At 42.7% G+C, this 14,542-nt stretch carries 11 protein-coding genes; all 11 read right to left on the bottom strand.

What is annotated here, in order from left to right:
- Window positions 1-245: 245 nt before the first annotated feature.
- Window positions 246-1,205, bottom strand: a complete 960-nt coding sequence (locus CVD28_RS16820) for an ABC transporter permease (RefSeq protein ID WP_101593970.1) — start codon at window positions 1,203-1,205, stop codon at window positions 246-248.
- Window positions 1,206-2,249, bottom strand: coding sequence for an ABC transporter permease (locus tag CVD28_RS16815; protein ID WP_101593968.1), 1,044 nt, complete (start codon window positions 2,247-2,249; stop codon window positions 1,206-1,208).
- The gene (locus CVD28_RS16810; RefSeq protein ID WP_101593967.1) at window positions 2,242-3,777 is read right to left on the bottom strand and encodes an ABC transporter ATP-binding protein; all 1,536 of its coding nucleotides are present in this window, start codon (window positions 3,775-3,777) and stop codon (window positions 2,242-2,244) included. The genes CVD28_RS16815 and CVD28_RS16810 overlap by 8 nt, the downstream gene beginning before the upstream one ends.
- Before the next feature lie 204 nt (window positions 3,778-3,981).
- Window positions 3,982-5,079: a BMP family lipoprotein gene (locus tag CVD28_RS16805; protein ID WP_101593964.1), complete on the bottom strand. Its 1,098-nt coding sequence runs from the start codon at window positions 5,077-5,079 to the stop codon at window positions 3,982-3,984.
- Window positions 5,080-5,163: 84 nt separating this feature from the next.
- Window positions 5,164-5,889: a GntR family transcriptional regulator gene (locus CVD28_RS16800; RefSeq protein ID WP_101593962.1), complete on the bottom strand. Its 726-nt coding sequence runs from the start codon at window positions 5,887-5,889 to the stop codon at window positions 5,164-5,166.
- 596 nt (window positions 5,890-6,485) lie between these two features.
- Window positions 6,486-8,864, bottom strand: coding sequence for an FtsK/SpoIIIE family DNA translocase (locus CVD28_RS16795; protein WP_101593960.1), 2,379 nt, complete (start codon window positions 8,862-8,864; stop codon window positions 6,486-6,488).
- Window positions 8,865-9,016: 152 nt separating this feature from the next.
- Entirely contained in the window at window positions 9,017-9,241 is a 225-nt protein-coding gene (locus CVD28_RS16790; protein ID WP_101593957.1) for a YlzJ-like family protein, read from the bottom strand.
- Window positions 9,238-9,924 carry a ClpP family protease gene (locus CVD28_RS16785; RefSeq protein ID WP_257985902.1) on the bottom strand — a complete coding sequence of 229 codons (687 nt, stop codon included), beginning with the start codon at window positions 9,922-9,924 and terminating at the stop codon, window positions 9,238-9,240. The genes CVD28_RS16790 and CVD28_RS16785 overlap by 4 nt, the downstream gene beginning before the upstream one ends.
- Window positions 9,925-10,407: 483 nt before the next feature.
- Window positions 10,408-12,072: a ribonuclease J gene (locus CVD28_RS16780; protein WP_101593955.1), complete on the bottom strand. Its 1,665-nt coding sequence runs from the start codon at window positions 12,070-12,072 to the stop codon at window positions 10,408-10,410.
- 259 nt (window positions 12,073-12,331) lie between these two features.
- On the bottom strand, window positions 12,332-13,210 hold the full coding sequence (gene dapA, locus CVD28_RS16775; protein ID WP_101593953.1) for a 4-hydroxy-tetrahydrodipicolinate synthase: 879 nt from the start codon (window positions 13,208-13,210) through the stop codon (window positions 12,332-12,334).
- Between the two features lie 34 nt (window positions 13,211-13,244).
- On the bottom strand, window positions 13,245-14,486 hold the full coding sequence (gene dapG / locus CVD28_RS16770) for an aspartate kinase (RefSeq protein WP_101593951.1): 1,242 nt from the start codon (window positions 14,484-14,486) through the stop codon (window positions 13,245-13,247).
- Window positions 14,487-14,542: the final 56 nt, after the last annotated feature.

The following is a 14,542-nucleotide window of genomic DNA, read 5'->3' as shown; positions in this document are numbered from 1 at the left end:
CGGACATTCATGAAGCCAATATGAATAAATTTTGGCAAGTCCGTTAATTCTTTCTACCTAAACTATACATGTACAAAAAAAATCCTGGCAAGTTTAAAGCAAGTTATTTACATAATAAAATTATGAACAATACTAAATTTAATTCCGGTTTTACATTATTGTATGTTTCCGGAACATGAAAAAACCCGAACCATAAAAAAGTCCGGGTTTAAAGTTAATTCAGCTTCAGAAAAGAAAGCTTATTATTACCTGTTTCCTTTTACGTAAGGAATACCTGATGCTTTTGGAGCATCTGCGCGACCAATGAAACCTGTTAAGGCCAAGATAGTCAATACATATGGAGCGATCAGGAGATACACACTAGGGACGTCCTTTAAGAACGGGATACTGGTTCCTACGACACTAAGACTTTGTGCAAAACCGAAGAACAGCGCTGCACCTAGTGCTCCAAGCGGATGCCATTTTCCAAATATCATTGCTGCCAAAGCCATGAAACCTTGCCCTGTAATAGTAGAATGGCTGAAATCCAGTGTGACTGTCTGGGCATATACCGCGCCTCCAAGTCCACCAAGCATTCCGCTGATCATAACCGCGATATATCTCATTAGTGAAACATTTATTCCCATTGTATCGGCAGCCATCGGGTGTTCACCGACCGAACGCAGGCGCAGGCCAAATGGTGTTTTAAAGATAATGAACCAGGCTAATACAGCCACGCCGAATGCGATAAAGGAAGTGTAATACACATTTGAGAAAAATAGCCGCCCGATTACTGGAATATCACTTAGAATCGGTATATCTGTGCGCAGGAACCTTTCCTGGATCATATCTGTCTGGCCTTTTCCAAAAATTTTCTTGACCAAAAACAGGGAAAGTCCCAGGGCAAGCAGGTTAAAGGCAACACCGCTGACAGTTTGGTCTGCCCGGAGAGAAATAGATGCAACAGCATGAACCAAAGATAAAAGTCCGCCAATTATCATAGCTACAATCAAGGCAATCCATGGTGTTGCTCCACCGAGTGAATCCACAAAGGCAAGGTTAAAAACAATACTGACGAACGCCCCGATAACCATTAAACCTTCCAATCCGATATTAATGACACCGGATCTTTCAGAAAATACTCCGCCGATAGACGTAAAAATAAGCGGGGCAGCCATAAAAATTGCGGAAGAAATAAGTATTTCGAGTACCTGCATCAAATCCACTTATTTCACCCCTTTCTTAAAGCGTCTGTATACCCATTGAATCATATAGCTTGAAGCTACAAAGAAGATGATAAGTGCAATAACGATATCTACCAATTCATTTGGAACATCAGCGTTAGGCATATTTAATGCCCCCATTTTCAGGCCGCCAAACAGGAATGCCGCCATAACCACACCTATGGCTGTGTTGGCTCCGAGGAGGGCAACGGCAATACCATCAAATCCTACACCGGTAAAAGCGGATTTCAATGAAGCATATTCAAAAGTACCGAGACCTTCCATTGCACCGCCCAGTCCTGCAAATGCTCCAGAAATGACCATTGATAGAATGATATTATTGTTGACGTTCATTCCCGCATATTGCGAAGCATGGTGGTTAAAGCCTACCGACCTCAGTTCATAGCCTTTTGATGTTTTCTCAAGCACAAACCACATAATATATGCGGTAATTAATGCGATTAATATGCCCCAGTGCATTCTTGAATAATCTGTCATCATTTCAAACATCTCAGATCTCAATGACGCAGAAGGAAATACCTTTTCTGTAGAATCCCCTTCTTCAGCAAGGAAATTACGGATAAGATAGTTCGTTGTATGAAGGGCAACATAGTTCATCATAATTGATACTATTACTTCATGCACCCTGAATTTGGCCTTTAAGAATCCTGGGACAAATGCCCAAAGAGCTCCAGCCGCGGCAGCGGCAAGGACCGCAAGCGGCAAGTGAATGAACTTTGGAAGATCTTCAAATGATATTCCTACCCATACTGCTGCTAGCCAGCCGACGATTAATTGTCCCTCAACCCCAATATTAAACAAGCCAGTTCTAAATGCAAAAGCAACTGCCAGTCCGGCAAAAATGTATGGGGTAGCCTGTCGGACTGTTTCCCCAATGTAGAATATTTCCCCAAATATACCATCCCAAAGGGCAGCATATCCTGCAATTGGATCGTAGTCGCTTATAAGCATGATTATCGCACCGGCAATCAAGCCTAGCAAAACAGAAATGACTGGAATGATTAGTCCTCTTAAACGATTAGCCATTGGCGGTTTCACCTGCTCCCTTACGTTTACTTCCGGCCATTAGAAGACCTAGCTCCTGTTCCGAAGTTTCCTTCGGATTAACAATGGCCACAATTTTTCCTTCATATATAACAGCGATCCTGTCGCTTACATTCAAGATTTCTTCCAGTTCAAAAGAAATCAGCAAAACAGCCTTACCATGGTCGCGCTGTTCAATCAGGCGTTTATGGATAAATTCAATTGCTCCTACATCCAAACCCCGGGTCGGCTGGGCCGCAATCAATAAATCAGGGTCACGGTCCATTTCCCTTCCGATGATCGCCTTTTGCTGATTTCCACCCGATAGTGATCTCGCCAGGGTGCTTTCACTTGGAGTACGGACATCGAAATCTTTAATGAGCGTTCTCGCTTTTTCATAAATTTCTTTATAGTTCAGCACCCCATTTTTAGAAAATGGTTTCTGGTAATACGTTTGCAGAACCATATTCTCCCCGATAGGAAAATCAAGCACCAAACCATGCTTATGCCGGTCCTGAGGGATATGGCCAACACCCTGTTCTGTTATTTTCCTTGGCGGCAAGTTTTGGATATCCTTCCCATTTAACTTGATCGTACCGCTTTCGGACTTTTTAAGACCCGTTATTGCCTCTATCAGTTCGGATTGACCATTGCCGTCTACTCCAGCGATTCCCACAATTTCACCAGCCCGAACATTCAGGTCCAGTCCATTAACAACGTTTATCCCCCGCGGGTCTTTAACAGTTAGGCCGGAGATTTCCAATACATTCTGTTTCGGGTTTGGTTCCCCTTTCACTGTCGTAAAAACAACATCCCGGCCAACCATAAGGCTTGCCAGTTCAACAGGATTGGTTTCATTTACATTAACTGTCCCAATTCCCTTGCCCTTACGAATTACTGTTACCCTGTCGCAAACTTCCATTATTTCTTTTAGCTTATGGGTGATTAGAATAATGGATTTACCTTCCTTGATTAAAGTCCTGAAGATTTGAATTAATTCCTTGATCTCCTGAGGAGTGAGCACAGCAGTCGGTTCATCGAAAATTAGAATTTCAGCACCGCGGTATAAGGTTTTTAATATTTCTACACGCTGCTGCATCCCAACGGATATTTCAGAAATCTTAGCCTGCGGGTCAACGGACAATCCATACCGCTCCGAGATTTCACGCACTTCTTTTTCAGCACGTTTAATATCTATTTTTCCGCCTTGTTTAGGTTCTTTTCCCAGAATGATATTTTCCGTAACCGTAAATGTATCAACCAGCATAAAGTGCTGATGAACCATACCAATTCCCAAATCATTTGCTATGTTTGGGTTAGTAATTTGCACAGCCTTCCCGTTCACCCTAATTTCACCTTGTTCCGGCTGGTAAAGTCCAAACAGAACATTCATTAAAGTAGATTTGCCTGCTCCATTTTCCCCGAGAAGGGCATGGATTTCACCTTTTTTGAGCTGCAAAGTGATATTATCATTGGCGACAATGCCGGGAAACTCTTTCCGGATATTTAGCATTTCAATTACATGTTCCACCGGGATTCACTCCTTTTAATAAGGGCAGATTTTGCCCATTCCTTTTCTTGCAGTAGTAAGAGGTCGGACCTCTTAAGCTAAAAAAGCTAACTGAAACATTAAATGAATTCCTTTAATTTTTCAGTTAGCTTTTTTATATATTTTCAAGGAATAAGGCCAGCCAGGTGCCAGCCTTACTTCCCGAGAGTGAAAGGAGTATTACTCCTAAAACTTCATTTTTTTCAATTCATCGCGAGTTGCAGGAACTGTAATTTCACCGTTCTTGATCTTTTCAGTCCATTCTTCAACTGCTTTAAGCGCTTCTTCAGAAACATTCTCTTTTGAAGGTGCGATGGATACGCCATTTTCTTCTAATCCATACTCAATAACTTCTCCGCCAGGGAACTTTCCATCTTTTGCTCTTTGGGCAACGTCAGCAACTGCAAGGTCTACTCGCTTAACCATTGAAGTAAGAGTTACGCTCTTGTTTAGGTCTTTAACAAAACCTTCTTGATGCTGGTCTTTGTCAACACCGATTACCCAAATTTCTTTTTTAGGGTCTTTTGCTTTAATTTCTTTAGCTTCAGCAAATACTCCGTTTCCAGTTCCGCCTGAAGCATGGTAAATGATATCAATTCCGCTGTTATACATTTTTCCGGCAATTGCCTTACCTTTTGCAGCATCACCGAATGATCCCGCATACTCAACAGTTACTTCTGCTTCCGGCTTTACAGATTTAACGCCAGCAATGAACCCTACTTCAAATTTATTGATCAGTGCTCCATCCATACCGCCGACGAAGCCGATTTTATTTGATTTAGTTGTCAGTGCAGCAACTACTCCAGTTAAGAAAGAACCTTGGTGTTCTTTAAAAGTGATGCTCGCTACGTTATCTCCTTCAACAACAGAGTCAACAATCGCGAATTTCGTTTCTTTTCTCTGATCAGCGATTTCCTTCACAGGCTCAGCCAATAAGTATCCAATTCCATAAATCAAGTCATAATCTTCACGAGCCAAACGGTTTAGGTTAGTGGAATAATCAGCATCTGATTTAGATTGAAGATAATCATAGCCTTTATTTCCTTTTTCAAGATTATTCTTTTTACCGAATTCCTCAAGCCCTTCCCATGCAGACTGGTTGAATGATTTGTCATCAACACCGCCGATATCGGTTACCATGGCAACAGTGAAGTTATCCTTTTTGGCTTCGCCGCCGCCACCGCCGTTTGACGTGTCTTTCTCATCGCTTTTACCGCAAGCTCCAAGCATTGTACCGGCTGCAAGAACAAGTGACATCGCTAAACCGAATTTACGCTTTTTCAAGGTAAGTACCCCCTAAGATTGATTGTTGATTTAGTAGAAATGGTCATAAAACCGGAAGCTTAATGTTCACGTCCTATTAAACAATTAAACTCTCTTTCGAAGAACGTGAAAACTGAACTTATCAGCTTTAAAGTAATTAACTGAGTAAAGTATTGGCTCGTCTTTGTCGTCAAAATGAAGCTGTTTTAATACGAGCAAAGCGGCTTCAGGTTCACATTCAAGGATAGGCGATACTTTTTCATGATAGCCGATTGGTTCGATTTGCGTTACAGCATAGGAAATGCTGCGGTTTGCTTCCCTTTTGAGAATATCGAACAGCGATTCATCCTCATGCAAGAAGATCCCCGGCAATATTGCCTCACGTATTTTATCGACACAATAGACAACCGGCTTTCCATTTGCGGTTCTTACCCGCTCAATGAGCACAATATCTTCTTCCTCGGAACATGACAATCTCCTGATATCTTCTTCAGTCGGACTCTGAGTCATTGACCTTAAAAAAATGGTTCCTGGCTTCATGCCTGCCTGTTCGATCATATGCGTGACACTGTTAAGCTGCTCGATCCCTGAAGTAAATAACGGCTTTTCATTTACGAAGGTTCCAACTCCGTGTCGGCGGGTTATCACATTTTCTTCTTCAAGAATGCGCAATGCCTCCCTGAGTGTTGCCCTGCTGACTCCAAGCTGTTTGGCAAGATCGAATTCTGAAGGAAGCTTTTCTCTTTCTTTATAGTGCCCCTTCTCAATATCCCGCTTTAGGCGATCGATAACTTGTAAATATAAATGCCGAGCATCTGACTTAATTGACATGCAAGTCCACCACCCAAAAATCTAGAGTCATCAGACATCTGATGACGTATCATTCCTACTAATCGAAAATACTATAACACTTTTTCTTATATAAAGAAATAGGAATCAGAATTTTTTGCGGAAAAATGTGATAAGGCGGGATGGTAAGTTTTCTCCGTTATTTTATGGAGTTTTCTGGAACTTCTTTTTGTGTATTTCCTTATGTTAACCACTGTACTCTTTTAGCGGGTTTCTCTTATTATAAACCTGATGGATTAAAAATTATAAATGTGATATACCATTGAAAACGTTTACTACCATTTGCAGAAGAAGAGGTTGAAAATTTAAATTTTACCCTGCCAGTTAAATTGAAAGCTGGCAGGGCTAAACGTTTAATTGCTGTTTTCATCCATTCTAATGCCTGGCTGCACAGCTAGATAAGCAGACTTAACAGCATCGCCAGTTAAGAGAGTCCTTTACGACCAAAAGAATTCTTTAAGCATGCTATTGACTGTTATTTTCTCCACTGCACAGTATCAGTACTGTGAACTTTTTTCACCTTTTTTGTTGAAAGTTTGCTCCCTTCTACTTGTCCGATTCCATCGCATCCCGAGAGTTTACTGCCCATTAATACGTGATAAATGTGCATCCTCACTGCTTTCCTTTGCAACTAATACAGTTCTCGGTTTACTTCCCTCATAAGGCCCGACTACTCCTCTTGCTTCCATTTCATCTATTAGGCGTGCAGCCCGGGTGTAGCCGATCCGGAACCTGCGCTGGAGCATTGACACGGAGGCTGTTTGCATTTCAACAATCATTTGTACGGCTTCATCATATAAGTTATCATCAACTTCGCCGACAACTTCAGTTACTTCGTCCGGTATCATTTCATCATTGTACTGAGCTTTCTGCTGGCCAATTACGAAATTGACGATCTCTTCCACTTCATCGTCCGACAGAAAAGCACCTTGTACCCTTACCGGTTTAGAAGCGCCAACCGGCAAGAACAGCATGTCTCCGCGGCCCAGCAGTTTTTCTGCTCCGCCCATGTCCAATATTGTCCTGGAATCCGTCATCGAGGAAACACTGAAGGCGATCCGGGATGGAATATTAGCCTTGATTACCCCTGTAATGACATCAACAGATGGGCGCTGCGTCGCGATAATCAAATGAATCCCGGCTGCCCGCGCCATTTGTGCCAGCCTTGTGATAGCATCCTCGACATCGGAGGAAGCTACCATCATCAAGTCTGCAAGCTCATCGACAATTACAACGATATAAGGGAGCAGTGGCTGCTGCGCATCTTCTTCGGCGTTATGGCGTTTCACATGATCGTTATATCCTTCAATATTCCTTGTCCCTGTATGGGAAAACAGTTCATAACGGCGTTCCATTTCATTGACTACCTTTTTCAAAGCTTGGGAAGCCTTCTTTGCATCAGTTACAACCGGTGCAAGCAAATGCGGGATGCCATTATAAACATTAAGCTCAACCATTTTCGGGTCGATCATCATCATTTTCACTTCATGCGGTTTAGCTCTCATTAATATACTGACGATAATGCCGTTTATGCAAACGGATTTACCGCTTCCGGTTGCCCCCGCTACAAGCAAATGCGGCATCTTGTTGAGCTCCGAAAGGACTGCTTCACCTGATATATTTCTGCCTAGCCCAATCTGCAGCTTTGAATCCGGCTTGTCCAATTCCTTAGAATCGAGAACCTCACGTAAAGAAACCATTGCAATTTCAGAATTCGGCACTTCAATACCAATCGCCGATTTCCCAGGTATCGGGGCTTCAATCCGAATGTCCTTCGCTGCTAAAGCTAACGCCAGGTCATCAGACAGGCTTACAATTTTACTGACTTTAACACCCACATCAGGATGTACTTCATATTTGGTTACAGCAGGACCAAGGTGAACCTGCGTAACCTTTGCCTTTACTCCAAAACTATTAAAAGTCCGTTCAAGCTTTGCAGCATTTTCGTGAATAAGCTTGAATTCACCGCTCTGGTCCGTTTTCTTCGGCTGCCTAAGCAAAGTAAGCGGAGGCAGGGAATATTCTTTGTTTTCTACTTCTGTAAAATTAATTTGAGGGGCATTATTATCACTTTCCTCATTCACTGAACCAGTATCGTTTCCAATGTCATTTATCACAGAAGAGACCTCGTTATGGATATCACTTGGATAAGCATTTTCAGCAAAGTTAGAAATCAGCCTTGGTTCTGGCTCACCAGTATTGACCGGTACAATTAGAGGCTCTTCGATTTGCTCAGCTGCTTCCATTTCTCTTTCCCTTTCGGCCCTTTCAGCTCTTTCTTCCCTTTGCTGCCTTTTCCTTTCCATTCTCTCGGATCCCCAAGCCTTCATATCGTCGATAAACGCCTGCCACTGGCTAACTGCGAACGTTCCTATGGAAGATCCAATTTTACCAGCCGTCTCACCTAACGTTTTACCTGTTACCAAAACAAAGCCAATAATTATAAGCAGCACGGCTATTATCTTCGCCCCTGCCTCATCAAACAAGAAATAGGAAGCGGCAAAAAGCAGGGCCCCAATCATCCCTCCGCCCAGATCATGGGTACTGGTTATACGGCCGGTTCTTTCGTTGTTAAATATTTCCAGAGTGTTCACGATGACACTTGAATTTTGGAATGTTTCCCTTTCAAAAATGAGTTTGAAAACATATACATGATCCAGCAATAAAATGCTTGCCGTTATTAAATAAATACCAACAAGCTGCCTCTTAAAGAAAAATGGAATCTTTCTTTTAATGATAAAATAGAAGCCTAGAATTATAAGCCCGATTAACAGCAGAATATCCCACTCGCCCATCAAAAACCTGGCAACATACAGCTTTGTTTTAATGCCTACCTTTCCCAATTCAGCTATAGCAAATATTGATAAACTAATAAGGGCAAGGCCGATCAGTTCAAATTTAAGAGTAGTTTTCAGGGTATTAGAACCCTTGGTTTTCCTGCGTTTACGCTTTGCCATGTTATCACCTGTTTTTTTTATGTAAGTCATTTCTTTACTTGAATAAAGAAAGCAGCCATTTTAGGCTGCTTTCATTTTCCAGTATTACCATTATAGCATATTATGCTGCATCCTATGTGATTATTCTTTAAATGGACTGTTTCATATTACATTTAAAGAATATTTTCCTGCCATAGGCTGAAACTGGTCCCAGGCTGGACATTAGCATTCAAATAATGGGAAGGATCCGTGCTTAAGATTCGGGCAATACGGCAGGATGAAGGAGAATCCATGATAACCTCAATTGGGATGCCTTTATAATGCATGCTGAATTGTTTTTCAAATTCGGCCTCAGGCGGAAAAACAAGATCTAACGGCATCATCGTATAGAGGATCACTGAAGAATCTCCTTCCCAGGCATAGGATTCTTTAGCTTATGTTCTTCCATCATGCTGTTCAGCTTTTTCATTGCCGCTCCAATACCGCCCACTTCATCGATTAATCCCACATTCACAGCATCTGTCCCAACAACATTTGTTCCAATATCCCGAGTAAGATTTCCTTTAGCGAACATTAGCTCCTTAAAGTCTTCCTCTGATACTTTTGAATGCTTGGTTACAAAATTTACGACACGGTCCTGCATTTTATCAAGATATTCAAAAGTTTGAGGGACGCCGATTACCAGCCCTGTCAGCCTGATCGGATGGATTGTCATTGTTGCTGTTTCTGCAATAAATGAATAATCACATGAAACAGCAATCGGTACACCGATCGAGTGGCCGCCTCCCAGTACGATGGATACAGTCGGCTTTGACAGCGAAGCCAGCATTTCTGAAATAGCTAGTCCTGCTTCCACATCGCCACCCACTGTATTTAAGATAACAAGCAGGCCATGGATGTTAGGGTTTTGTTCTATAGCTACAATTTGCGGGATAACATGTTCATATTTTGTTGTTTTATTTTGTGGTGGAAGCTGCATATGTCCTTCAATTTGTCCGACAATCGTAAGGCAATGGATGTTGGAATCCTGGGACATTTGCGGAACATTCGTTTGTCCCAGCTGCTGAATTCTTTCAATCAAGGATGATCCCTTTGCTTCCTGCTGTCCACCTTCATTGGGTACCGGTACGTTGGGCGGTGTATTCGGAATAGGCGCTCTAGGCAGAGAAGGGCTTGGCAATGGTGATTCAGATGTTGGCATTATTGGCATGCCCCTATTATTCTGCTGAAGGTTGTTTGGCATAGGCGTATTGCTGAATGGCCTATTAAATGGCATGCTGTTGGCAGGCGAGTTTTGAAATGGCATGTTTGCGGCTTGGCCGTTATTCCATGACATGTTTGACATTGGATTGTTTTCCATTATGGTTAATCCCCTTTCCCAAGTTGCATACCAATAGTATGAACTGTTAGGTTAGGCTTCATTCCTGAATTTTGAAAAACTGGATTTGGAGCAGGGGCATTAATTCAAAACTGTTATTGAAGCTTATAAATTATTTATGCAAGACAGCTCCTAGCCAAAAGGGCCAGGAGCTGCTGCATCGTTCTTGGAATGGTAGTTCGCCGTTTAAATTTCCATTATGATTGGCAAAATCATCGGGCGGCGTTTTGTTTTTTCATATAACTGCTGATTCAACGAGTCACGGATTTCCTGTTTTAAAGTGGCCCAGTCAAATTTTTGTGCCGCGTTTTTCCTGACAATTTCCCTGACAATGTTAGCTGAATCTTCCATTAATTTCTCGGATTCTCGTACATAAACAAATCCGCGGGAGATGATTTCCGGTCCAGCCGCAATGCTTTTATCTGATCTATTCAAGGTAACAACAACAATCAGAGTGCCATCCTGAGAAAGAAGCCTTCTGTCACGGAGGACAATGTTCCCTACATCACCAACACCGCTGCCGTCAATTAGTGTGTTCCCCGAAGTAACCTTGCTAGCTGCACGGATTTTACTGGATTTTATTTCAATTACTTCCCCATTTTCCGCCACAACGATGTGGTCATCAGGAAGCCCATAAGCTTTCCCGATTTTTTCATGAGCCTTTAGCATCCGGTATTCGCCATGTACTGGAACAAGGAAACGGGGCTTCATAAGATTGAGCATCATTTTCAGCTCTTCCTCGCTGCCATGGCCGGAAACATGGATCTTATATTTTCCTGAAACGACCTGTGCACCAGCCTTAAATAATAAATCTACCGTCTTATAGAGAATTAATTCCCCTCCCTTAAGCGGGGAGGCAGCTATCAGCACTGTATCGCCTTTTTTTATGTTTACCTGTTTATGATTCTGCTTGGCCATCTTTTGAAGCGCCTTGATTGGTTCGCCGTGATGTCCGGTAGATAGGATTACTACTTCTTTATCAGAATAGGAATCTATTTCAGAAACCGGAATAATGGTATCATCTTTTGTTTTTAAATACCCTAGGTTTAACGCAGTCTGATATACCCGCTGAAGGCTTTTTCCGACTACGGCTACCTTTTTCCCCATTCGTTCAGCTGTATCAAATACCTGCTGAATCCTGTTCAGGTTGGAAGCAAAGCATGCTACGATAATCCTTCCAGATGCTTTGTAAAAAGCGTCAGCCATACCTTTTGAAACTATAGCCTCAGACGGAGTATAGCCTTGAGATTCTGCTCCTGTGCTATCAGACATCAGACATAAAACGCCATTTTCACCCAAAGCCGCCATTTTTCCAATTTCAGGGCTGTATAAACCGGAAGCAGCCTGGTCAAATTTAAAATCGCCTGTGTAAACGATAGCGCCTTCTGAAGTATGTATGACAATGCCTACTGAGTCAGGAATGCTATGGTTTGTCCTGAAAAAAGAAACTTTCGCATTCGGGAACTGAAGAACTGTATTAGAGTCTACCTCATTAAATTTGGCAGACCCTGCAAATTCATCTTTCTTCAATTTCGCTTTCGCCAGGGCCAGGGTAAGTCTTGTCCCAAATACAGGTACGGAGATACGGCGAAGGATATAAGACAGGGCACCGGTATGATCTTCATGTCCATGGCTTAGGAATATCCCTTGAATTCGATCCTTGTTTTCAATCAGATAAGAAATATCAGGAATTACCATATCAATGCCGAGCATCTCTTCTTCAGGAAACATTAATCCTGCATCCAGTACATATAGGTCAGAATCTACCTCGACGACATACATATTCTTGCCTAATTCCCCCTGTCCGCCAAGGGAAAGCAGCTTAATTATTTGGTTTTTATTTGTGCTCAATATAAAATCCTCCTGTAATCTTGTTGTTAGCCGTACACATTCCAATTGTTTCTATTATAACGTAACAAAAAAAAACATGACAACCCAAACACATTGGAAAAGAGAAATTTTTACTGTTTTAATAACATGACTGCAGCCAGCCCGCTGAAGCTAAACATCAACATAGTGACAAAATCAACAAGTGAACTTTAACAGTGTGAATACAAAAAACCCGCCTATTAATAGGACAGGTTTTAGTGTGTCTATAAAAATTAAAGACCTAAATCATCCAGTCTGACAATAAACCGCCCAGTACAGTTCTTTCCTGCTCAGTCAGCGGAACAAGAGGCAGACGGACAGATCCAACATCAATCCCTTTTATCTGCATAGCAGTTTTGACAGGACCTGGGTTTGGCGCAGCAAACAAACCTTCCATTAACGGAAGCAGTTTTTGGTGGAGCTTTGCCGCCTCTTCAAGATTTCCTTGGAGGAACGCTTTAATCATTGCCTGCATTTCATTCCCAATTATATGGGAAGAAACAGACACAATGCCGGTTCCGCCAATTGAAAGCACGGGAAGGGTTAAGCTGTCATCCCCGCTATAGAGCATAAAGCCTTCCTCGGCTTCAGCCAGGATGCGTGTCATTGAGTTCAAATTCCCGCTTGCCTCTTTTACTGCAATGATATTAGGAATTTTAGAGAGCCTAATCACAGTTTCAGGGGCAATATTCACTACCGATCTGCCAGGGATATTATAAATCATGACAGGGAGAGCAGTACTCTCAGCAATTGCTTTAAAGTGCTGGTACAGCCCTTCTTGATTGGGCTTATTGTAATATGGAGCCACCAGCATAATTGCATCTGCTCCAGCGTTTTCAGCCTTTTTAGTCAGTTCAATTGAAGCATATGTGTTATTGCTGCCTGTTCCTGCAATAACAGGAACACGCTTATCCACCACTTTTACAACATGTGAAAGCAGTGCCAATTTTTCTTCTGTCGACAAAGTTGGCGATTCGCCGGTTGTTCCGGCAATAACCAACGAATCAGATCCGTTCTCTATAAGGTAGTTGACAAGCTGTGTTGTTTTAGTGAAATCAATATTCCCTTTTTTGTCAAACGGTGTCACCATCGCCGTCGAGATTCTTCCAAAATGTATCATAGCATTACACCCCATGGTTTAATAGACGTTACTTTTAATCTGCTGGATGTGATTCAAGCGTTTCTACATGCAGTTCAAACGCATCGTGAAGCGAGTTCACAGCATCCGCCAGATCGGTTTCCTTTACAAGCACCCAGATAGTTGTATGGCTATCGGCTGATTGAAGAATACCAATTCCTTTTTCAGACAATGCTGTAACAATTTTTGCTGCTACACCGGGTACTCCAGTTATGCCTGCGCCTACTACCGAAACCTTCGCACAGTTCTCTTCTACGATTGGCTCATGACCCAGATCGGTTAACACCTGCACTGCTTTCTGTGTCATTTCTTCTGCAACGGTGTAAACAACGCCATTTGGAGAAATATTTATAAAGTCAACAGAGATCGATGCGTTTGCCATTGCCTTGAAGACCTCTGCCTGAAGATTATATTGCCCTTTTTTGGCATTAACTTTAATTTGGGTTATCCTGGAAAGGTGGGCGATTCCGGTCACCAACCGTTCCCTGATATCGCTTCCCCGATTATCACGTGTATAAGAAGTTACTAAAGTTCCGACCCCGTCCGAATACGTTGAACGGATCCTTATCGGAATTTTGGACTGCATCGCAATTTCTACTGCACGCGGGTGAATGACTTTGGCACCCTGATAGGCCATATTGCAAACCTCATTATAGGTTACGACAGAAAGCGGTCTGGCGTTCTGGGCAATGCGGGGGTCTGCTGTCATTATTCCTTCCACATCTGTAAAGATATCAACCCATTGAGCTCCTAGAGCAGCACCAAGGGCTGCTGCAGAAGTATCGCTTCCGCCTCGGCCAATCGTTGTGATGTCACCATTTCTTGCTGCTCCCTGGAAGCCTGCCACCACCACGATATCATGGCTTTCCAGCTCCTTTAGAAGCCGCTCGCACTTCATGTCGATTATCTTTGCATTTGTATGGTCATTGTTTGTCCGAAAGCCGGCCTGAGCACCAGATAAAGCTGTGGCATTAAGGCCGTGCTGATTCAGCATGCCTGAAAATACAACAGCGGATATGGTTTCTCCAACGGAAAGAAGCAGGTCCAGTTCCCGTTTGGATATGTTGTCCGTACCGCCATTTACGAGCGAAAGGAGCGAATCTGTTGCGTAGGGCTCACCCTTCCGTCCCATCGCGGATACGACCACTACCACCTTGTAGCCTTCCTGAACGGCTTTTTGAATGTGTTTTCTCGCCTTTGCCCTGCTGTCTTCATTCCGAACAGAAGTCCCGCCGAATTTCTGAACGATGATTTTCATGTTAACACCTCAAATGGAAGCCAGCTAATTGATTCCGTAAGCTGGCTTTATCCCTT

Origin of the sequence: Bacillus sp. M6-12, assembly GCF_002860285.1 — a bacterium.
In the GTDB taxonomy this organism is placed as follows: Bacteria; Bacillota; Bacilli; order Bacillales; family DSM-1321; genus Peribacillus.
The sequence above is the reverse complement of the archived record's forward strand: the minus strand, read 5'-3'. Positions and strand labels throughout refer to the sequence as shown.

What these genes read in the sequence shown, in the direction of transcription:
- CVD28_RS16815 (WP_101593968.1), bottom strand. Translation starts at nt 2,249, where the DNA reads ATGGCTAATCGTTTAAGAGGACTAATCATTCCAGTCATTTCTGTTTTG.
- CVD28_RS16800 (WP_101593962.1), bottom strand. Translation starts at nt 5,889, where the DNA reads ATGTCAATTAAGTCAGATGCTCGGCATTTATATTTACAAGTTATCGAT.
- CVD28_RS16795 (WP_101593960.1), bottom strand. Translation starts at nt 8,864, where the DNA reads ATGGCAAAGCGTAAACGCAGGAAAACCAAGGGTTCTAATACCCTGAAA.
- dapA (WP_101593953.1), bottom strand. Translation starts at nt 13,210, where the DNA reads ATGATACATTTTGGAAGAATCTCGACGGCGATGGTGACACCGTTTGAC.
- dapG (WP_101593951.1), bottom strand. Translation starts at nt 14,486, where the DNA reads ATGAAAATCATCGTTCAGAAATTCGGCGGGACTTCTGTTCGGAATGAA.